Annotated in this window: 20 protein-coding genes and 1 tRNA gene; 10 read left to right on the top strand and 11 right to left on the bottom strand. The window is 64.8% G+C overall.

What is annotated here, in order from left to right; translation table 11 throughout:
- Nucleotides 1-88: 88 nt before the first annotated feature.
- From clpP to loiP, 3 genes are all read right to left on the bottom strand, one after another.
- On the bottom strand, nt 89-745 hold the full coding sequence (clpP, locus tag C7R54_RS08015; protein WP_129149679.1) for an ATP-dependent Clp endopeptidase proteolytic subunit ClpP: 657 nt from the start codon (nt 743-745) through the stop codon (nt 89-91).
- Nucleotides 745-2,055, bottom strand: a complete 1,311-nt coding sequence (gene tig / locus C7R54_RS08010) for a trigger factor (RefSeq protein WP_129149678.1) — start codon at nt 2,053-2,055, stop codon at nt 745-747. Before tig ends, clpP begins: the two co-directional genes overlap by 1 nt.
- A 149-nt stretch (nt 2,056-2,204) precedes the next feature.
- Nucleotides 2,205-2,969, bottom strand: coding sequence for a metalloprotease LoiP (loiP, locus tag C7R54_RS08005; protein ID WP_129149677.1), 765 nt, complete (start codon nt 2,967-2,969; stop codon nt 2,205-2,207).
- Between the two features lie 378 nt (nt 2,970-3,347).
- On the opposite strand from loiP, the gene C7R54_RS08000 reads away from it, so the two are divergent.
- Nucleotides 3,348-3,908, top strand: coding sequence for a TIGR00645 family protein (locus C7R54_RS08000; RefSeq protein WP_129149676.1), 561 nt, complete (start codon nt 3,348-3,350; stop codon nt 3,906-3,908).
- 124 nt (nt 3,909-4,032) lie between these two features.
- Here the strand turns inward: C7R54_RS08000 and C7R54_RS07995 are convergent, their stop codons facing one another.
- From C7R54_RS07995 to C7R54_RS07985, 3 genes are all read right to left on the bottom strand, one after another.
- On the bottom strand, nt 4,033-4,239 hold the full coding sequence (locus C7R54_RS07995) for a cold-shock protein (protein WP_094853136.1): 207 nt from the start codon (nt 4,237-4,239) through the stop codon (nt 4,033-4,035).
- 333 nt (nt 4,240-4,572) lie between these two features.
- The gene (locus C7R54_RS07990; RefSeq protein ID WP_129149675.1) at nt 4,573-5,448 is read right to left on the bottom strand and encodes an N-formylglutamate amidohydrolase; all 876 of its coding nucleotides are present in this window, start codon (nt 5,446-5,448) and stop codon (nt 4,573-4,575) included.
- Nucleotides 5,449-5,515: 67 nt separating this feature from the next.
- Nucleotides 5,516-6,496: a tripartite tricarboxylate transporter substrate binding protein BugE gene (locus C7R54_RS07985; protein WP_129149674.1), complete on the bottom strand. Its 981-nt coding sequence runs from the start codon at nt 6,494-6,496 to the stop codon at nt 5,516-5,518.
- A 281-nt stretch (nt 6,497-6,777) separates the two neighbouring features.
- Between C7R54_RS07985 and C7R54_RS07980 the strand changes: the two genes are divergently transcribed.
- The gene (locus C7R54_RS07980) at nt 6,778-7,686 is read left to right on the top strand and encodes a LysR substrate-binding domain-containing protein (protein WP_129150389.1); all 909 of its coding nucleotides are present in this window, start codon (nt 6,778-6,780) and stop codon (nt 7,684-7,686) included.
- 73 nt (nt 7,687-7,759) lie between these two features.
- Here the strand turns inward: C7R54_RS07980 and C7R54_RS07975 are convergent, their stop codons facing one another.
- Nucleotides 7,760-8,545 carry an IclR family transcriptional regulator gene (locus C7R54_RS07975; RefSeq protein ID WP_192903617.1) on the bottom strand — a complete coding sequence of 262 codons (786 nt, stop codon included), beginning with the start codon at nt 8,543-8,545 and terminating at the stop codon, nt 7,760-7,762.
- Nucleotides 8,546-8,819: 274 nt separating this feature from the next.
- On the opposite strand from C7R54_RS07975, the gene C7R54_RS07970 reads away from it, so the two are divergent.
- From C7R54_RS07970 to C7R54_RS07950, 5 genes are all read left to right on the top strand, one after another.
- Complete coding sequence (locus C7R54_RS07970) at nt 8,820-10,292, top strand: MmgE/PrpD family protein (RefSeq protein WP_129149672.1); 1,473 nt, start codon at nt 8,820-8,822, stop codon at nt 10,290-10,292.
- A gap of 107 nt (nt 10,293-10,399) precedes the next feature.
- Nucleotides 10,400-11,362: a Bug family tripartite tricarboxylate transporter substrate binding protein gene (locus C7R54_RS07965; RefSeq protein WP_129149671.1), complete on the top strand. Its 963-nt coding sequence runs from the start codon at nt 10,400-10,402 to the stop codon at nt 11,360-11,362.
- A gap of 12 nt (nt 11,363-11,374) precedes the next feature.
- Nucleotides 11,375-12,259, top strand: a complete 885-nt coding sequence (locus C7R54_RS07960) for an alpha/beta fold hydrolase (RefSeq protein ID WP_129149670.1) — start codon at nt 11,375-11,377, stop codon at nt 12,257-12,259.
- Entirely contained in the window at nt 12,256-12,999 is a 744-nt protein-coding gene (locus C7R54_RS07955; protein WP_420809124.1) for a maleate cis-trans isomerase family protein, read from the top strand. The genes C7R54_RS07960 and C7R54_RS07955 overlap by 4 nt, the downstream gene beginning before the upstream one ends.
- Nucleotides 12,996-13,970 carry an ornithine cyclodeaminase family protein gene (locus C7R54_RS07950; RefSeq protein WP_129149668.1) on the top strand — a complete coding sequence of 325 codons (975 nt, stop codon included), beginning with the start codon at nt 12,996-12,998 and terminating at the stop codon, nt 13,968-13,970. Before C7R54_RS07955 ends, C7R54_RS07950 begins: the two co-directional genes overlap by 4 nt.
- Nucleotides 13,971-13,978: 8 nt before the next feature.
- Here the strand turns inward: C7R54_RS07950 and C7R54_RS07945 are convergent, their stop codons facing one another.
- From C7R54_RS07945 to C7R54_RS07935, 3 genes are all read right to left on the bottom strand, one after another.
- The gene (locus C7R54_RS07945) at nt 13,979-14,398 is read right to left on the bottom strand and encodes a GreA/GreB family elongation factor (RefSeq protein ID WP_129149667.1); all 420 of its coding nucleotides are present in this window, start codon (nt 14,396-14,398) and stop codon (nt 13,979-13,981) included.
- Between the two features lie 473 nt (nt 14,399-14,871).
- On the bottom strand, nt 14,872-15,288 hold the full coding sequence (locus tag C7R54_RS07940) for a type II toxin-antitoxin system HicB family antitoxin (protein WP_129149666.1): 417 nt from the start codon (nt 15,286-15,288) through the stop codon (nt 14,872-14,874).
- Nucleotides 15,289-15,350: 62 nt separating this feature from the next.
- Entirely contained in the window at nt 15,351-15,569 is a 219-nt protein-coding gene (locus tag C7R54_RS07935; RefSeq protein ID WP_377814337.1) for a type II toxin-antitoxin system HicA family toxin, read from the bottom strand.
- A gap of 253 nt (nt 15,570-15,822) precedes the next feature.
- Between C7R54_RS07935 and C7R54_RS07930 the strand changes: the two genes are divergently transcribed.
- Together C7R54_RS07930 and C7R54_RS07925 are read left to right on the top strand one after the other, a co-directional pair.
- On the top strand, nt 15,823-16,557 hold the full coding sequence (locus tag C7R54_RS07930; protein WP_129149665.1) for a hypothetical protein: 735 nt from the start codon (nt 15,823-15,825) through the stop codon (nt 16,555-16,557).
- On the top strand, nt 16,554-17,258 hold the full coding sequence (locus C7R54_RS07925) for an ATP-binding cassette domain-containing protein (RefSeq protein WP_158021172.1): 705 nt from the start codon (nt 16,554-16,556) through the stop codon (nt 17,256-17,258). The genes C7R54_RS07930 and C7R54_RS07925 overlap by 4 nt, the downstream gene beginning before the upstream one ends.
- A 191-nt stretch (nt 17,259-17,449) precedes the next feature.
- On the opposite strand, the gene C7R54_RS07920 is transcribed toward C7R54_RS07925, so the two are convergent.
- Nucleotides 17,450-17,536: transfer RNA gene (locus tag C7R54_RS07920), tRNA-Leu, on the bottom strand.
- A gap of 46 nt (nt 17,537-17,582) precedes the next feature.
- Here C7R54_RS07920 and dapC point away from each other — a divergent pair.
- The gene (gene dapC, locus C7R54_RS07915) at nt 17,583-18,782 is read left to right on the top strand and encodes a succinyldiaminopimelate transaminase (protein WP_129149663.1); all 1,200 of its coding nucleotides are present in this window, start codon (nt 17,583-17,585) and stop codon (nt 18,780-18,782) included.
- Nucleotides 18,783-18,784: the final 2 nt, after the last annotated feature.

The raw sequence follows: 18,784 nt of genomic DNA, 5'->3' as shown, positions 1-18,784 counted from the left end.
GGTGACGGCGGACAACCGGATCAACGGCCGTCCGCCCTACGCTAGCTCGAAAAATACGACGGCTTGGTCCACGGACCCGCGGAAAACGTTAACGCTCTTCGGACCGCGAAGCCAAAACCTTGTCCACGAGTCCATACGATACCGCATCTTCCGCCGACATGAAGTTGTCACGCTCCGTGTCTATTTCAATACGGTCGATGGGCTGGCCGGTGTTCTCGGCCAGGATACGATTGAGCCGGCTGCGGAGGTCCAGGATCTCGCGCGCCTGGATCTGGATATCCGTGGCCTGGCCCTGAGCGCCGCCCGAGGGCTGGTGAATCATGATGCGGGAGTTGGGCAAGGTGTAACGCTTGCCCTTCTTGCCCGCCGACAGCAGGAAGGCGCCCATGCTGGCCGCCAGGCCGGTGCACAGCGTGGACACATCCGGTTTCACGAAGTTCATCGTGTCGTAGATGGCCATGCCCGCATACACCGAACCGCCCGGCGAGTTGATATAGAACGAGATGTCCTTGTCAGGATTTTCCGATTCCAGGAACAGCAGTTGTGCAACAACGAGGTTGGCCGAGTTGTCGTTGACCGGGCCGACCAGGAAGATGACACGCTCGCGCAGCAGGCGCGAGTAGATGTCGTAGGCGCGCTCGCCGCGCCCCGATTGCTCGATGACCATGGGGATGTACCCCAGGCCCGTGGGCGTCACCGAAGCGCCGCCGTGCATTGCCGCATAGAAATCGGTAAATCTTTGCATCAAGCCATCCCCATCAACTGATCGAAAGGCAATTGCTCGTCGGTCACCTTGGCCTTTTCGAGCACATGTGCCACCACATTGTCTTCCACCACGATCGCCTCGATTTCGGCGCGGCGCTGGCGGTCGGTCAGGTAGTAGCTGACGACCTGGGCCGGTTCCTCGTAGTTCTGGGCGAACTCTTCGATGCGGGCACGCACCTGCTCCGGCTTGGCTTGCAGGTTGTTCTGCTTGACCAGTTCGGACACGAGCAGGCCCAGGCGCACGCGGCGCTCCGATTCCGTGCTGAACGCTTCGGGCGGAATCGGCACCGACTCGGCGTTGGGGATGCCGCGCTGCTTCAATTCCTCACGGGCAGCGGCGACGCGGGTTTCGATGTCGCTGTCGACCAGGGCCTTGGGCACGTCGAATTTGGCGGCTTCGACCAGGGCGTCCATGACGCTGGTCTTGGTGCGACCTTGCACGCGCACCTTGGCTTCGCGCTCGACGTTGCCGCGGATGTCAGCCTTGAGCTTTTCGACATCGCCTTCGGCCTGGCCCAGCGACTTGGCGAACTCCGCATCGACGGCCGGCAGCACGGGCTCGGCCACTTCGTTGACCTTGATGGTGAACTCGGCGGTCTTGCCGGCCACTTCGACACCTTGGTAGTCCGCCGGGAAAGCCAGGGGGAATACCTTGGTTTCGCCCGCCTTCAGGCCGGTGGCGGCGGCTTCGAACTCGGGCAGCATGCGGCCCTGGCCCAGCACGAACGGGAAGTTCTCGGCCTTGCCGCCTTCGAACGGGACGCCGTCGATGGTGCCGGCGAAGTCCAGGGTCACGCGGTCGCCATCCTGGGCGGCACGGCCTTCGCGGGCTTCGTAGGTAGCGCGCTGCTTGCGCAGCACGTCCAGCGTGCGATCGACCTGGGCATCGCCCACGGGGCTTTCATAGCGGGTGACGGACAAGGTGGCCAGGTCGGGCAGCGCGACTTCGGGATAGACCTCGAACGTGGCCGAGAAGCCCAGCGTGTCGTCAGCGACGCCTTCGGTCTTGGGTTCCAGCTTGGGCGAACCGGCGATGCGCAGCTTGGCGCCATCGACGGCCTGCTCGAACGCGCGGCCGACCAGCGAATTGATGACGTCGTAGCGGATGCCGGGGCCGTGGCTGCGCTCGAGCATGGCCAGGGGCGCCTTGCCGGGACGGAAACCGGGTACCTTGGCGGTACGCGCAACGCGCTTCAATTGCGCCTGAACTTCTTTTTCGACGTCTGCCAGGAGAACGGACAGATCGACGCGGCGCTCCAGGCCGGAGAGGGTTTCAACCACAGGCTGCATTAGAAAAGACCTATATTGCGAGTGAATGGACGAAGGTGTGGATCAGGAATCAACCGCCCATTTTACCGGAAAAAGAAAAGCCCCCACGCCCAGGGGGCCGGGGGGCTGGATGCCCCGTCGCCGCGGGGCAAATCCGGGGGGTCCGCCGCTTACTTGTTCGAGGCGATGCGTTGCTGGATGTGCTCGGCGCGCTTGGTCGACGAGGGGTGCGAGCTCATCATGCTGCTCTTGCCGCCGTCCAGCTTGGCCAGCTTCTGGAAAGCCGTGACCAGGCCCTGGGTGGGCAGGCCGCGCGCCTTCAACTGATCAAAGGAATAGTCGTCGGCGGCGCTCTCTTGCGACTGCGAGAACTGCGCGTTGACGAATTTCTCGGTCAGGTCGCCCAGTTGCGAACTGTTCAAGGCCGCCACCGTGGCGCCGCCGGCGGCGGACGCGGCGTCGCGGGCGGCCGAGACGGTGTAGGCGGTCTGCATGGCTTTCTTGCTATGGCCCAGGGCGACGTGGCCCATCTCGTGGCCGATGACGCCCAGCAGTTCGTCGTCGGTCATCATGTCCATCAGGCCGCTATAGACGCGGATGCAGCCATTGCCCATGGCCCAGGCATTGACGTCGGACGTGATGTAGACCTTGTAGTTGACGGGCTGGCCGTTGATGTTGTTGCCCAGCTGCTTGCCCAGCTTCTGCACGCGCACATCGTACTTGCTGCCCGCGGCGGCGATCTTTTCCTGCTTGTCGCTCTGCGCGCAGGCCTTGTCGGACAGCTGCTTGATGTCGGCGTCGCTCAAGGTGGCGGCCTGCACTACTTTGCTGCCGGCGCCGACCAGGCCGCCGATGTCGAAGGCCACGGCCGGACGCAGCGCCAGGGTAGCGAACGCGGCGGAAACGATGGCGGCGAACTTGATGGTCTTGTTCATAGTGTTGGGCTCCCTTTCCCTTGCCCGAATGGGGCGGAGCGCAGATTCTATTGATGAGGTCCCTTGTTTCGCCCACGCCGCTACACAATATCTCCCAATTTCAATTTCATTTACATACTATTAACTTGTTGTTGCGCAGCTGGTTACTCCCCCGGCCATTTCTGCATCTATTCTTCAAATCGCTTCATCGGCGGGCGTCAAAATACCGCGCGACACCTGCACTTTCCCTATGGCATTTCAGGCACGCCGCGCGTGAAGAGCCCCCGCCCTGCTTGATAGAATCCGCGCACGGACGGCTTACAGGAAACTGGCCGTCATGCCAGGCGGGCGCGGGGCCGGCCTGGCGCCGACACATACCAGGAAAGGCTGAACACCCTTATGGCATCTCCCCCTTCGACACGGCTGCATCCGCTCGCCGCCATTATTTTCAGTTCCCGCTGGCTGCAATTGCCTCTCTACCTGGGCCTTATCGTCGCCCAGGGCGTCTACGTACTGCTGTTCGTCAAGGAGTTGTGGCACCTGGTCAGCCATGCCACCACGTTCGGCGAACAGGACATCATGCTCATCGTGCTGGGCCTCATCGACGTGGTGATGATTTCCAACCTGCTCGTGATGGTGATCGTGGGTGGTTATGAGACCTTTGTCTCGCGGCTGGGCCTGGAAAACCATCCGGACCAGCCCGAATGGCTGAGCCACGTCAACGCCAGCGTGCTCAAGGTGAAGCTGGCCATGGCCATCATCGGTATTTCCTCCATCCACCTGCTGCGCACGTTCATCGAAGCCGGCAACCTGGGCAGCGAAGCCAGCCGCTACACGTCGACGGGCGTGATGTGGCAGACGATCATCCATTGCGTGTTCATCCTGTCCGCCATAGGCATAGCCCTGGTCGACCGGCTCATCGTCATTCCGCATATCGCCGAGGAGAAAAACGAACATTGACGCGGATGGCGAAGTGCGAGGTCACGATGTGGATGACGAAGGACCAGTAACGAAGCACCAATGACAAAGCCCCGCATGCTCGCACATGCGGGGCTTTGCTTTTGTAATCGTCGCGTCGCGGGAATTACAGGATCTGGATATTCTTCGCCGAGGGACCCTTGGGACCATTCTTGTCAACTTCAAAGCTGACGCGCTGGTTTTCCTGCAAGGTCTTGAAGCCTTCGGTGCGAATTTCCGAGAAGTGCACGAACAGATCCTTGCTGCCATCGTCAGGAACGATGAAGCCGTAGCCCTTTTCCGCGTTGAACCACTTCACGATACCGGTTGCCATATTGCCACCCCAAAAATAGGAACGAGAGGATGCCAGATTATCAAGGAAGTGGATTTGGCAACTACAGTACCTGTGACGGCGACAAATAGAACTAAGGACCGCGTCGCTTGAATATCTCGCGCGCCAAGTGTAAACGGGATTTTTTTGCGTGGTCAACCAATCGCCCCCGAACATGTATCGGGCCGTCATCCGCCATTTGACGGCAGCTTGACGTCGTTCTTCCGTCCGCTTCGGGTTACCCGTCGCGCCTGGCAGAGCATGCGGCCGCGGCATCGCCGACAGGCTCGCACGGGCCGCGGCCGGGGCTCGCGCGCCCCGGACAACAGCGCGGGGTCAGGCGACCTGTCCGCGCATCCAGGCCACCAGGGCCTCGCTCAAGCCGCGCAGGTCGGCCTGGAGACGCGCATAACCCTCATGCGGACGCAGGGTGACCTCATCCATGTAGAGCTTGCGGTTGACTTCGATCTGCAGGCTGTGCCGGCCGGCGACTGGATTACCGAATGCGCGCACCAGCTCGACGCCCTTGTAGGGATCGTTTTCGGTCACGTTGTAGCCCTTTTCGCGCAGCCAGGCCGCCACGAACTGGCGGAACTCAGGCGCGCTGGTGCTGCCGTCACGATCGCCCAGCACGAAGTCGGGGTGGACCAGGGCGGGCTTGTCGGTGGCATAGGCGCCGGCCACGCTGGGCATGGAGTGGCAGTTGATGTGCCACACCTTGCCGAAACGCTGGTGCGCGGCGTCCAGCAACTGGCCCACGGCCTGGTGGTAAGGCTTCCAGCAGGCGTCGATGCGGTGATGGACCTCCGCCAGGCTCAGCTTGCGGTTGTATAGCGGGGTGCCGTCATCCAGCATGCGCCAGATCAATCCCTTGCCCAGCTTGACCTTGCCCGTCTCGTTCAACGGACCGTCCCAGGGCGCATCCAGCAGCAGCGCATCGATTTCGTCGGCGGCGCGGTTGGCGTCGATATAGGCCCGCGGGAAGGATGCCGCCACCATGGGCACGCCGATCTCCAGCGCCCCGCTCCAGAGGTCGTCGATCCAGGTGTCCTCCGCGGTGCGCAGCGCGCCGAAATCGATGGCGGGTGCGAAGTCGGGGGGATAGGTGGTGCCGCTGTGGGGCGAATCGAGGACCAGGGGGGAGGAGACGGGAGCGGCCGGGTAATTGTCCGGCGCGTACAGGCGGTAGGAAAGCGGCTGGGTTTTCAGCATGATGAAGGCAGTGCGTATTCGAAAAAACGGGCCGCGGAACGTATCGTCCGGCGGCCCGTTGCTACGGTCAGTCGACCTTGACGTGGGCTTCGGCGGCCACACGCTTGTTCTTGACGATCTCGGCGTCGATCTGCTTCGCGAACGCTTCCGGCGTATTGTTGGCCGGCGCGGCGCCGAGGGCCTCCAGGCGGCTCTTCACGTCGGCCTCGCCTTCGACCTTGGCGACGGCGGCGTTCAGCTTGTCGACCACGGCCTTGGGCAGCTTGGCCGGACCGACCAGGCCGAACCACGATGCGTCGTTGACGGCGGGCAGGCCGACTTCGGCAAACGTCGGCACATCGGGCAGCGCCTTGACACGCTGGGGCGCGGCGACGGCCATGGCGATCAGGCGGTTGGCCTGCACGTGGGGAAGCGTCGAGGGCAGGTTGTCGTACATGACGTCGACCTGGCCGGCCAGCACGTCGTTCAACGCCGGACCCACGCCACGGTAGGGCACATGGACCAGGTTGGTGCCGGAAGCCATCTTGAACAGCTCGCCCATCATGTGCGAGACCGAACCGTTGCCGGCCGAGGCGTACGTCAGCTTGCCCGGCTCGCTCTTGGCCAGCTTGATGAACTCGGCCATGTTCTTGGCGCCGACCTTGGGATTGATGGCCATGATGTTGGGCACGGCCGCCAGGTTGGTGATGGGCGTGAAGTCCTTTTCGGCGTCGAACGGCAGCTTGGTGTATACGGCCGGGTTGATGCCGTGGGTGCTGGCGGTGGCAATGCCCAGCGTGTAGCCGTCGGGGGCGCTGTTGGCGATGGCCGCGCTGCCGATGGAGCCGCCGGCGCCGCCGCGGTTTTCGACGATCACGGTCTGGCCCAGTTCACGGCCAAGCTTGTCGGCGAACAGGCGGCCGACGATGTCGGTGGTGCCCCCGGGCGGGAACGGCACGATCAGGCGGATGGGCTTGCTGGGGTAAGCGTCGTCGGCGTGGGCCAGGACGGGCACGGCGGCCATGACGGCGACGGCGGTCAGGCCGAGGAGGCGTTGCTTGAGGAACATGGAGATCCCTTGTGGAAGATGTTCTGAATGCGTTGGCGTGATGCGAACCCGGCGATTCTTGGCTTTCGCAACAAATTGTGCAAACGAAGAATTCTCCGTATGCTATGAGTTAATTTCATACCTGATCGCCCAGCCCCATCCTTGCCGTGCCCCCGGTCACCGCGCCAGCGCCTAGCCGCGCCGACGCATCGCCAGGAGACCGGATGAGGTGGAACACCGCGCCGGACGGGCATTCCCCTCCGCGCCCATCCCGCACTTTCAGCCTCGCGGCCCCTCTTTTCATGCGCCGGCTCTGCCCTTCCCTCACTGACTTGCAAGCCTTCGAAATGGCTGCCCGCCACGGCAGCTTCACGCGCGCCGCCCAGGAGCTGTCCGTCACGCAGGGCGCGGTAAGCAAGCAGGTCAAGCAGCTGGAGCAATTCGTCGGCGTCGAACTATTCCTGCGACTCCGGCATGGGCTGGTGTTGACGGAGGCCGGACGAGCCTACCTGGCGAAGATACAGATCGGCCTGGGACAGATCGAGGCAGCCACGCTGGAGCTGATTTCGCACCAGGGCCAGGGCGGCACGCTGCATCTGACCAGCATGCCGACCTTCGGCGCGCGCTGGCTGATTCCACGCCTGTCCGGGTTCATGCGGCTGCGGCCCGACATCCACGTCGAATTCCTGCCGCATCGCAAGGGCTATGACTTCTCCACGCCGGAGCTCGATGCCGCGGTGCGCTTCGGCGAAGGTGTCTGGCCCGGCAGCGGCGCCGACTACATCGTCGGCCGCGGCGTCGTGCCGGTGGGCAGCCCCAAGCTGTTTCCCCGGCCCTGCAAGACGCCCGAGGAATTGCTGAAGCATCCGCTGATGCATCACACCTCGGCGCTGGAAGGCTGGACGGATTGGTTCACCCAGGCCGGCTGCGACACCCGCCGCACGCGGGAAGGCGCCCGGTTCGATCAGTACAGCCTGCTCTCCCAGGCCGCGGCGGCCGGCTTCGGCATCGCGCTGATTCCCCGCTGCCTGATCGAGGATGAGCTGCGCGACGGCAAGCTGGCGCCGGTCATCGACCTGCAGATCCGCGCCCGGCAAGGGTATTACCTATGCTATCCCGAGACCAAGTCGCACCTGCCTACCCTGCAGGCTTTCCGTCAATGGCTGATGGAGGCATCGCTGGCGGCGGAGCCGCGGACGGACGGCCGCTGAATCCAAGCCGCTGAATCCAAGCCGCTGAATCCACGCCGCTGAATCCACGCCGCTGGAGGGCGGGACTGCGACCTCAAGACCATCCCAGGCGCCGCGTCAGTGTGGCCGCGGCCTCGCGCAACAGGCCGACCAGGGTGTCCTGCTTGGCGGGATCGAAACGGAAGTCGGGGATGGTCAGCGTCAGGTTGCCGCGGATCTCGCCCCGGAAGTCGAAGAATGGCACCGCCACGCCATACGCGCCAGGCGCGCGCTGCGAAAAACTGACCGCGTAGCCTTGCCCGCGTATCGTCCGCAGCGATTGCAGCAGCTCATCCACGTCCATGGGGCGCCCATCCAGCGGCGAAGGCTCGGCCCGTTGCACGACCTGCCCGATTTCCTCCTCGCTGAGGAAGGCCAGCAGCGAACGGCCCGCGGCGCCCCAGCACAGAGGCTCCAGCCGGTTTTTCTCGATGCGGTAGCGCAAGGGATGGGCGGGCGACGCCGACGAGGTGAAGAACATCTTCAGCTCATTGCGCACCAGCAGTGTCAGCAGCACCGTTTCATCGGTCTGGTCGCGCACCTCCTGCAGGATGGGATCGCCGATCTGATTGATCGGGATTTCCGAAGCCAGGCGGCCTGCCAGCCGATACAGCTCTATCCCCGGCGTGTATTGGCCCTCTTCATCCTGCGCGACGAAATTCAGCGGCTTGCAAAGCGTGAGCAGGCGATGGGTGGTGCCGCGCGGCAGGTTCAGGCTGCGGGACAGTTCGTTCAAGCCCCAACGCTCCTTCTCGGCGAAGCGCGTCAGGATGCGCAGCACCCGGTTGACGGTGCCGTTGTCGGCATCCGCGGCCGGTGGGGGCGATTTCGACTGTTTCATGTGTGCGTGGTGGGCTAGGCAGTGCGTGGGCATGGGACCCGCGGCGATACGCCTGGGCGTCGCCGGCAAAACCGGCATCGAGCGTCTTCCGGCGTATTGACAGCCGGCAGGCCACAATTATATAGTCCATTAAACGATACACTAGTTCGTTAAGCGGAACACACTCTGATAAGACGAGTTGCCGAAACACGGCAACCACGCCCTTGAGCGCGAGGTCCGCGCCGGGGCAACAAGGCATCGGTTGGCGCGCAACCGGTGAACAGGAGACAAGCGCATGCAAGCAGGTATTTCCCAGGAACCCGCCACCCGACCGGTTCCGATCGCGGCCGCCGGCGCGCCCGCCCCTTCCAGCGTCGCCGAACAATGGGCGGCCTTCATCCACGACACGGATTTGCGCGATCTGCCGGCCGAGGTCGTCCTGCGCGCCAAGTCGCGCCTGCTCGACGCGCTGGCGACGGCCCTGGCCGCGCGCACCTTGCCCGTGCCCACCGTGGCGCGCCGTTTCGTCCAGGCCGAAGGCGGCATGGCGGCGCGCGGGACTAGCGGGACTCGCGGGGCAATAGGCGCCGCGACATCCGACCGCGCGGGTCCGGCCGACCGCGGCCCCGCCACCATCCTCGGCCATCCGGCGCGCGTGTCCACGGTCGATGCCGCCTTCGTCAACGCGACGCTGGTCAATGGATGCACGCACGACGATTTCCTCGCCAAGTCCCACCCCGGCGCGGTGGTCATCCCTGCCGCCCTGGCGGTGGGCGAAGCCCATGAGGCCAGCGGCGCGACCTTGCTGGCCGCCATCGTCCTCGGCTACGACATCGTCGCCCGCGCCTACCTGGGCGCGCCAGGGATGCTGCCCGCCTTTCGCGGCACCGGCGTGGCCGGCGCCATCGGCGCGGCCGCGGCGGCCGGCAAGACCCTGTCGCTGGACAGGCGCGAACTGATGAACGCGCTGGGTTGCGCGGCGATGTTCGCGTCCGGTTTCGGCGAGGGCTTCCGGTCCGGCACCATGGACGTGAAGCTGAACGTGGGCTGGGCCAGCCGCACGGGCGTATCCGCGGCCGAGCTGGCAGCCGCCGGCGCCACGGCGTCGCCCTTGGCCTTCGAAGGCGAGTCGGGTTATTTCCGTGCGTTCGGGCGCTCGGCCGACCACGCGCCCGATGCGGTGCGTGACCTGGGCAAGCGCTTCCTCATCGAGGACGTGGTCTACAAGGAAAGGCCCGTCTGCATCTTCGTGCAGACCCCGGTACAGCTGGCGCTGGACATGAAGGCGCGCCACGACCTGGACCCCGCGCGCATCGAGCGCGTGACGATACGTGCGCCGTGGCTCACCTTGACCAATCCCGGCTACACCAATGTCGCGCCTTACGAGACGCCGCTGAAGGCGCGCATCAGCGCGCGATTCACCGTGGCGGCCGCGCTATTGGGACGCCCCGTGGGCGAGTATGCCTATTACGAAAACATCGACGACGCCGACGTGCTTGCACTGGCCGACCGCATCGACCTGCTCGATCCCGCCGGCGACCAGGACGGCCGCGTCGACCTCGAAGTGCGCTGCGCCGGGCTCGCCTACCAGGCGTCCGGCCTGGAAATGGACAGCTTGACACCCACGCCGGAAAAAATCGTCGCCAAGTTCGACCGCCTGACCGCCCACCTTCCCGCGCGCCGTGTCGAGGCAGCGCGGCGCATGGTCATGGCGCTGGAGGACGAGCCGCGCATCGGCGCGCTGACGGCGCTGCTGCGGCCCGATTGAACAACGGGCGCGGCAAGCCGGCCCCAAGCCGCGCCGTGCGCGGTCCATCGCCTGACCGCGGTGGACCCGGGGCCATCCATAAAAGCAGAACCCTCGGAGACATACCCATGAAACTGGCCAGCCTCATGGCTGCGGGCGCCCTCGCGCTAACCCTGGGCGCCGCCGCGCATGCCGCCTACCCGGACCATCCCATTCACGTCATCGTCCCCTTCCCGCCAGGCGGATCGACCGATGTGGTCACCCGCATCGTCGTCAGCAAGGCCCAGGAACTGCTGGGGCAGAACATCATCGTGGAAAACCGCGGCGGCGCGGGCAGCATCATCGGCTCGGACTATGTCGCCAAGGCCGCGCCCGACGGCTACACGCTGCTGGTCGGACAAACGGCGTTCGCGGTCAATGCCTCGCTGCGCGAGAAACTGCCCTACGACACCACCAAGGACTTCACGCCGATCGCCTTGATGGCCGATCATCCGGGCGTGTTCCTGGCCCAGTACAGCAAGCCCTACAACACGTTCAAGGAATTCGTGGCCTATGCCAAGGCCAACCCGGGCAAGGTGGTGTACTCGTCCGCCGGCACCGGCAGCTGGCCGCACCTGGCCATGGCCATGCTGGCCAAGGACGCCGGCCTGCAGATGGTGCACGTCCCCTACCAGGGCACCGGACCGGCCAAGGCCGACCTGATCGCGGGCCGGGTGGATGTGAAGATCGAGGCCTACGCCACGTCCATGGGCATGGTCAAGGACGGCAAGCTGAAAGTGCTGGCCGTGACCAGCGCGCAGCGCGATCCCGCCCTGCCCGACGTCCCTACCATCGCGGAACTGGGCTATCCCGGCTACGAGACGTCCTACTGGATCGGCCTGTTGGGCCCGGCCCGGATGCCGCCCGAGATCACGGCCAAGCTGGAGAAGGTCTTCCTGGAAGCGGTGAACGATCCCGAAGTGAAGCAAAAGATCGACGCCCAGACCATACACGCGCACGCGCTGCCCGCCAAGGACTTGCAAGCCCTGATCCGCAAGGAAATCGACAAGTGGGCGGCGGTGATCAAGGACAGCAACATCGATAAGCAATAAGGCGGACGAGACATGCTTGCAAGCGAGGAACATGCAAGGGTCGGCGCGCTGCGGGCGCGCCGCGCCACGGCACACCATGTGACCGTGGCGCCCGGCGTGGACATAGCCTATGTGGTCGACGACTATACCGATGGCTGGACGACGCCGCCCGTGGTGATGCTGCTGCACGGCATCGGGGAATCGGCCGAGGCGTTCGCCGGGTGGGCGCCGCGGCTGGCGCGGCATTGCCGCGTCGTCCGCGTGGATCTGCGCGGCTACGGCTTGTCCTCGCCGGTGGACGAACACGCGGCGCTGTCGATCGAGGCGATGGCCGACGATATCGATGCGCTGGCCGCCCGTCTTGGCGGCGCCATCCATGTCGTCGGCGCCAAGCTGGGCGCGCAGGTCGCGCTGGCGCTGGCACAGCGCGGCGCCCCGTGGATGGCGTCGCTGACGCTGGCCGGCGTGCTGATCTCGCCGGGCGGCGCGCTAGGCAAGTGGGTGGACGATTGGCTGCGTCTGGTCGACCGCTCGGGCGTGGAGGGCTGGGCGCGCGCGACGATGCCCGGCCGCATGGGCAGCGCGCTGACGCCGCAAGCCATGGAATGGTGGACGCGCTACATGGGCGAGGCGCCCGCCGGCGCGGTCAAGGCCTGCTTCCGCATGCTGCCCCGGCTGGCGGAACCCAGTCGCCTGGAGGCCATACGCTGCCCTACCCAGGTCATCGTGGCCGTGCAGCCGGAACGGCCCGGCGCGTACGACCAGCGCCAATCGGTGGCCGAAGTGCGCCGGTGGCAAAGCCGTATTCCGGGATCCGCCCTGGTGGAACTCCAGGCCGATTCGTATCACATCGCCGCCACGCATCCCGATGCCTGCGCGGCGCTGACACTCAGCTTCATAGAGAGGATTTCATCATGATGGGATGGCGCGGCCGTATCGGATTCCTGGTTCCTCCAGGAAATCCGACCGTGGAGCCCGAAATGGCGCAATTGGTCCCCAAGGGGGTGTCCCTGCATTTCACGCGCATGGTGGCGCACGGAACGACGGGCGCCCACGCGGGACAGGACGAACGCAACCGGACCCAGATCGCCCATCTGGCCGAGAATGCGGCCTTGCTCGCCATGGTCAAGCCGGACGTGATCGTCATGGCGCATACGGCCACGAGCTATACGCTGGGCAAGGAGGGCGAGGCGGAGCTGGTGACGCGGATGGAGCAGGCGCATGGTGTTCCATTCATTACCGCGTTTGGCAGCGTGCTGGCCGCCCTGGCGCACCTCGGGGTCACGCGCATCGCCTATGCCACGCCGTACAACGAGCAGACGACGCTGCAGGGCAAGGCGCATCTGCAGGCGCATGGCCTGGACGTGGTGGCCCATGGCATATTGCCCAACGTGGTGAATATCTATGACGAGACGCCTGAACGCGCGTATGCGCTGGGCCGGCAGGTCGACCATCCCGACGCCCAGGCCCTGTTCCTGAGCGGCGTGGGCATGCCCACGGTGGACGCCATCAACCTGCTTGAACGCGATCTCGGCAAACCGGTGGTGTCCAGTGCCACCGCCATGATGTGGAATGCGTTGCGCAAGATAGGCGTGCGGGATACGGCGGCCGATGGCGGTTCGCTGCTGACCGGCGTGGCGGGAGGACGACGGATATGACGCTATACCTGAACGAAGCGGACGTGCGCCAGCTGCTGCCCATGGCGCGCGCGGTCGACGAAGTCGAACGCGCATTCTCCGCGCACGGTCGCGGCCAGGCCGTCGATATCCCGCGCCGCCGCACGCGCCAGCCCGGCGGGCACCTGCATATCCTGCAGGCGGCCGCGCCGGAGATCGGCGTCATCGGCTACAAGGCCTACTACAACAAGCCGGGCAAGCCACTGAACACCCTGCTGCACCTGATGAATCACGCCCAGGGAAATACGGAAGCGATCATCGAGTCGGACTGGCTGGGGCGCATCCGCACGGGCGCGGCGACGGGGGTGGCCGCGCGCTACCTGGCGCGCGAGGATGCGCGCGTGCTGGGACTGTTCGGCTACGGCCGTCATGCGCGCACGCAACTGGAAGCCGTCTGCACTGTCCGCGACATCGACGAGGTGAAGGTCTTCGGCCGCAACCAGGACGCCGTGCGCGCGTTCTGCGAGGAGATGTCGCGGAAGGTCCCGGCGCGGGTGCGGCCCGCGCTCTCGCGCGAAGAGACGGTGCGCGGCTCGGACATCATCGTCACCATGACGCGCGCGTCCGAACCCCTGTTCGACGGGCGCTGGCTGGAGCCTGGACAGTTCGTCGCGGCGACCGGGTCCAATGCGCTGGATCGACGCGAGATCGACCTTGAGACCGTGCGGCGCGCCGACGTCATCGCCGTGGACTCGCGCGAAGTGGCGCAGGGGGAATGCGGGGACCTGCTGCCGGCGTACGAGAATGGCCTGATCTATTGGGAGAACCTGGCGGACATGGGCGGCATCGTCACCGGCCGCTGGCCCGGCCGCACGGCCGCCGCCCAGGTCACGTTGTTCGAGTCCCATGGGATGGCGATCCAGGACCTGTATGTCGGCGCGGCGGTCCTGGCGGCGGCGCGCGAACGGGGCATGGGCGTGTCGCTGCCCATGGGCGGGGCGGACGCCCGATAGCTCGAACTTCAGGTCCCGAAATCCTGCGCCGCTTCCGGCTGGTACAGGATTTCGGCCAGCGTGGCCCGGTGGTCGGCGCGGTCCGCGCCCTGCCAGCGGATGGCCTGGCCCACGCGGTGGCCGACCAGGGCCAGGCCCAGCGGCGAAAGCACGGAGATGCGGCCGCTCGCCGCATCGCTTTCGGACGGGTAGACCAGGGTAATGATCATGTCCTCGCCCTGCTCATCGCGCAGCTTCAGGCGCGTGCGCATGGTGACGACGTCCGAATCGATGAGGTGGACGGGCACGGTCACGGCCGAGTCGATGAGATCGTAGGCCGCGTCCTCGACTTCCTGCGGCAGGCCATCGGCCGGCAGGCGTTCCAGCATGCCGGTCAGGCGCGCGTGGTCGAGATCGGTCATCACGCGGTCGGGGGTGGGGGCTTGCATGATTCACTCCTTCAAGGCCGTGCCGTTGGAAGGGGTGGCGGCACGGCGTGTCTTTGCGCGGGAGCGGGCCCGACGACCGAAGAACTGCGCGTATGAAAGAAAGTGTGGTGGCGGTCGCCGGGCTCAGGCATGTGCGGCGAGAGCCGCGGCCGGTCCGGTCTGGTCCGCTCGGGGCGGGAGCACGCACGCATGCGCCGGGCGCCGTGCGGCCCCGGTTGCGGCCTGCAGGGCAGGCGTATGCGTGAGATGTGCGGAAGTCATGTACCCGATTCTAGTGGGGTCTGGCCCCGGCGTCCAATCGCCGCGATCCTGCCCATTCCATAACCCCTCCCGATTCCAAGGCCACACCCCGGAACCTCTACGGCGCGCCCGCGTTTTTCAGGAGCTATAAGTCGCTGCGCGAGCGCGATTCCGCGCCTGAAGGGTGCTCTGGAAGTGCCGGCGATGCATACGCTGATGTCCGGCCCTCATAATCAAGCCAACGACAATTCCAATTCTTTGCCGATCGACTCAAGCGCCGCGGCAATGGTGTCGATCTTGGTCGCGTGCTCGAGGTCAATGATGCGGTTGACCTCTTGCGGACGAGTACCCATGCGGCGAGCGAGTTCGGCCGGCGAAATCCCCTGGGAAATCATCTCGTTCAAGAGCAAGACCTTGGCGGATACGCTGGCCGGCAGCGACACGAGCACCTCGCCACGCCGCGCCTTCGACGGTGCCGGCACTGGGCGCCGATCCTCAAAATAGAAATCCATCGCCGTAAGCAGCGCATCAGCCGCCATGGACTTGGCCTCATCGATGCCGCAGCCGTGCGAAATCGCCTCGGGAATATCCCGGAAAGTTACGAGAAAGCCTGCTGTATCGGGTTCGATTGCGGCGGGGTAGCGCAACATGATTACCTCCCTGCTGGGGTGCAATGAAACGTGAGTTGGAAGCCCCATGCGGGGCCCCCTTGCTACTTCAATCCGAGCTGCTTGAGGATGGCTTGCCTCAGCCCTTCCCCGATCTCGTGACTGCCGTGCCGCGGCAGGGTGCTCTGCTTGCCTCGGAAGTAGACTTTCGTGTGGTTGCCGCCTTCCTTGAACGTTGCCCCTTGTTCCGCGAGCCACCGTCTGAACTCACTTAATTTCAACGCACCTCCCTTTTGTGTTGATGACGCGAGAAGTATAAACATTTTTGTTTATACAAACAAGCAGGTCCTTTCGCTACGTACGCGAAAGCGCACCGTCAGTCGTCGCGCGCTCGAAGACAGTTCCACAGCACTGAGCGCCTCTTCGTCGGCGCTGGCGGCGGGGAGGCGGGGAACTGTCTCTTCATGTGCGCCACAAAATGGCTCCTGTGCGCCAGCCGAGGATGACGCGGGCGGACTTGGGGTTTCCCTGTATGGCGGCTGGTTGCGCAGGGTTCTTTTTCTTGACGGAGGGCACGTGCCAGCGCTGACCCAATGTGTTCGCATTTTTGTCGAAGAGCAGCTTAGAGAGCCGATAGGCATCTTCTGGTCATTTGTCGCACCCATCGCTTATATCGTCCTGACCTCGGTCGACGATGGCAAGGTCTTCCTGCCCTCGGGCGTATACGTGCAGAGGTCGGCTTGGTGCCTTGCCTATGTGGCCCTGCTTCTTTCTTCGACGAGCTTTGGACTCTATCTCGTCGGTCGTCGAGAAAGCGGCTTCATAAGGTCCTTCTTGTTCAACCCGGCCAGGCGGCGGCGATTCATCCTCGCGCAATATCTGGCGTCCCTGGTTCTGGCCCTGGCCTATGGGACTGCATTCGTTGCCGTAACAGCGTCCACGATCACTGACATGGGCCTGGCCTGCGCCACGCTTCTGCTCGGGAAGTACATATTGGTGGCGGCAGTTCTCATGTTCGCCGCCACTTTCGTTGCGGCACTGCCGCTCACGTTCGGCGCGGCGGGTAGCCTCATGTCGATCTCGATAACCATCGCCGTGGTAGCGGGGCTGGCGTCGAATTCGGCATTCGTTGAAGGGCCTTCGGTTCTGGCATACCTGAATCCCTTCCTTGCCGCCGCGCATTTCCTCTCCGCATCCATACCGAAGCCGAACTTCCTTGCCGTATTGGGTGCGCAAGTCATCCTGCTGGGCACGCTGGGGGTATATGGCGTCGCCCGCCTGCGAGTCAACCCGGAATGGAGCAACCGATGAAAAGCCATGCGTTAAACGTCAAGAATGTCGTCTTTCATCGGAAGAACAAGACCGTCCTGGACCATGTCTCGCTTTCGGTGCGTGCGGGCTCGATAATCGGTCTGCTGGGCGCCAACGGCGCGGGAAAGACAACGCTATTCGACATCGTGTGTGGCCTGCGCACGCGGCAAAGCGGGCAGGTCTCCGGCGTGCGCGCGGACAGGATCGCCTATCTCACGCAAGTCGTGACCGTACCCGATGCCCTGAAGCTCGGGGAAATGGCTCGACTGGTCTACGGACTCTGCGCGGTTCCTAAGAACCCGACAACCGGCGTATTCGAAGGATCGCGATCCAGGATCCTGGAAAAGTTCAAGATGCTGTGGGACCGCCGTGCGAATAGCTGCAGCTACGGCGAAAAGCGGTGGTTCGTGGTGATGGTCATTCTTTCGCTGGACGCGGACCTCTACCTTCTGGACGAGCCTACCGCCGGTGTCGATGCGGAGTACCGCTTCTATCTCTGGGAAGCCCTAGCGCGCGTGAAGGCGCAAGGAAAGTCCGTGCTGTTCTCCACCCACATGGTGACCGAGATAGAACACCATTGCGATGGCTTCTATTTCCTCAAGGGCGGCTCCTTGCGTCGTTTCAACAGCGCGGCGCAATTGGTGACCGAATATGGGGGCAAGACGGTAGAGGAAGCGTTCGTCCGGTATGTGACGCAATGACCTGGCGCCCGGCGGCCGGCGCGGTCCGCCTGGATCCGGCCGGGCCGGGTCGGCGCATGCATGACCGTGGAAAGTCCATAGGCGATCCGTGGAAGGGCCAGGGACCGTCCAGGGACCGTCTACGGACCGTCCACGGATCTTAACCCGTTGATTCCTAAAATTTATCCAGGCAATCAACGGACGGAGATGAGTGGTGCGAAGGAGGGGACTCGAACCCCTACACCTGTTACGGCGTCAGGACCTAAACCTGGTGCGTCTACCAATTTCGCCACCTTCGCATCTAGGCAAGCCCGCTATTGTAGCTTGCTTGTTAAAATTCCGTCCATGAACCCGCGTCTAGATGCTCTACAGCCTTATCCCTTCGAAAAATTGCGCCAGTTGCTGGCAGGCGCAGGCACGCCGCCCAGCGGCCTGGGACCGATCAACCTGTCGATCGGAGAGCCCAAGCACGATACCCCCCAGCGCGTAGCGCAAGCCATGGCGCAGGCCCTGCCGGGCGGCCTGGCGGCCTACCCGCCGACCAAGGGCGAACCGCGGCTGCGCGAAGTGATCGCGCAGTGGATCGGCAAGCGTTACGGCATCCCCCAGCCCGACCCCGATACGCAGGTGCTCCCCGTGCTGGGCTCGCGCGAAGCCCTGTTTTCCTTCACCCAGACCGTGATCGACCCGGACGGCAAGGACATCGTCATCTGCCCCAACCCGTTCTACCAGATCTACGAAGGCGCGGCCCTGCTCGCCGGCGCCACCCCGTACTACGTCAACGCCGACGCATCCCGCAATTTCGCCCCCGACTGGTCCCTGGTGCCCGAGGACGTGTGGCGCCGCACCCGCCTGGTGCTGGTCTGCTCGCCGGGCAACCCCGCCGGCAACGTCATGTCGCTGGACGACTGGCGCGAGCTGTTCGCGCTCAGCGATCGCCACGGATTCATCATCGGCTCGGACGAGTGCTATTCCGAGATCTACCTGAACGAAACCGCTCCCCCGCTGGGCGCGCTGCAAGCCGCCGTTCAGCTGGGCCGCCCGGACTTCAAGCGCCTGATCACCTTCTCCAGCCTGTCCAAGCGGTCCAACGTGCCCGGCATGCGGTCCGGCTTCGTGGCCGGCGACGCCTCGCTGGTCGCCCCCTACCTGCTGTACCGCACCTACCACGGCAGCGCCATGAGCCCCGTCGTCGCCGCCGCCAGCATCGCGGCCTGGACCGATGAGACCCATGTGCGGGACAATCGCCGGCTGTATCGCGAAAAATTCGATGCGGTCGTGCCCATCCTGCAACGCGCCCTCGACATCTCGCGGCCGGCCGCATCCTTCTACCTGTGGGTACCCACCCCCGGTTCGGACACCGACTTCGCGCGTGATCTCTATGCGCAATGCGCGGTGACCGTGCTGCCGGGCAGCTACCTGGGGCGCGAGGCGCAGGGCCTGAACCCTGGCGCCGGCCGCGTACGCCTGGCCCTGGTCGCGCCGCTGGCACAGTGCGTGGATGCCGCCAACCGTATCGCCGATTTTGTGAAGAAGACCAACTAACC

The organism is Achromobacter aloeverae (genome assembly GCF_004121055.1).
In the GTDB taxonomy this organism is placed as follows: domain Bacteria; phylum Pseudomonadota; class Gammaproteobacteria; order Burkholderiales; family Burkholderiaceae_B; genus Bordetella_C; species Bordetella_C aloeverae.
Note: the sequence above shows the minus strand (reverse complement) of the source record. Positions and strands in the feature narration are given on the sequence as shown.

Coding starts and splice junctions, on each gene's coding strand:
- C7R54_RS07955 (WP_420809124.1), top strand. CDS start 12,256: ATGATGGGATGGCGCGGCCGTATCGGATTCCTGGTTCCTCCAGGAAAT.
- C7R54_RS07985 (WP_129149674.1), bottom strand. CDS start 6,496: ATGTTCCTCAAGCAACGCCTCCTCGGCCTGACCGCCGTCGCCGTCATG.
- C7R54_RS07940 (WP_129149666.1), bottom strand. CDS start 15,288: ATGTTGCGCTACCCCGCCGCAATCGAACCCGATACAGCAGGCTTTCTC.
- C7R54_RS07960 (WP_129149670.1), top strand. CDS start 11,375: ATGCTTGCAAGCGAGGAACATGCAAGGGTCGGCGCGCTGCGGGCGCGC.
- C7R54_RS07965 (WP_129149671.1), top strand. CDS start 10,400: ATGAAACTGGCCAGCCTCATGGCTGCGGGCGCCCTCGCGCTAACCCTG.
- C7R54_RS07995 (WP_094853136.1), bottom strand. CDS start 4,239: ATGGCAACCGGTATCGTGAAGTGGTTCAACGCGGAAAAGGGCTACGGC.
- C7R54_RS07935 (WP_377814337.1), bottom strand. CDS start 15,569: ATGTTTATACTTCTCGCGTCATCAACACAAAAGGGAGGTGCGTTGAAA.
- clpP (WP_129149679.1), bottom strand. CDS start 745: ATGCAAAGATTTACCGATTTCTATGCGGCAATGCACGGCGGCGCTTCG.
- C7R54_RS07980 (WP_129150389.1), top strand. CDS start 6,778: ATGCGCCGGCTCTGCCCTTCCCTCACTGACTTGCAAGCCTTCGAAATG.
- C7R54_RS07970 (WP_129149672.1), top strand. CDS start 8,820: ATGCAAGCAGGTATTTCCCAGGAACCCGCCACCCGACCGGTTCCGATC.
- dapC (WP_129149663.1), top strand. CDS start 17,583: ATGAACCCGCGTCTAGATGCTCTACAGCCTTATCCCTTCGAAAAATTG.
- C7R54_RS08000 (WP_129149676.1), top strand. CDS start 3,348: ATGGCATCTCCCCCTTCGACACGGCTGCATCCGCTCGCCGCCATTATT.
- C7R54_RS07945 (WP_129149667.1), bottom strand. CDS start 14,398: ATGCAAGCCCCCACCCCCGACCGCGTGATGACCGATCTCGACCACGCG.
- C7R54_RS07925 (WP_158021172.1), top strand. CDS start 16,554: ATGAAAAGCCATGCGTTAAACGTCAAGAATGTCGTCTTTCATCGGAAG.
- loiP (WP_129149677.1), bottom strand. CDS start 2,969: ATGAACAAGACCATCAAGTTCGCCGCCATCGTTTCCGCCGCGTTCGCT.
- tig (WP_129149678.1), bottom strand. CDS start 2,055: ATGCAGCCTGTGGTTGAAACCCTCTCCGGCCTGGAGCGCCGCGTCGAT.
- C7R54_RS07975 (WP_192903617.1), bottom strand. CDS start 8,545: ATGAAACAGTCGAAATCGCCCCCACCGGCCGCGGATGCCGACAACGGC.
- C7R54_RS07990 (WP_129149675.1), bottom strand. CDS start 5,448: ATGCTGAAAACCCAGCCGCTTTCCTACCGCCTGTACGCGCCGGACAAT.
- C7R54_RS07950 (WP_129149668.1), top strand. CDS start 12,996: ATGACGCTATACCTGAACGAAGCGGACGTGCGCCAGCTGCTGCCCATG.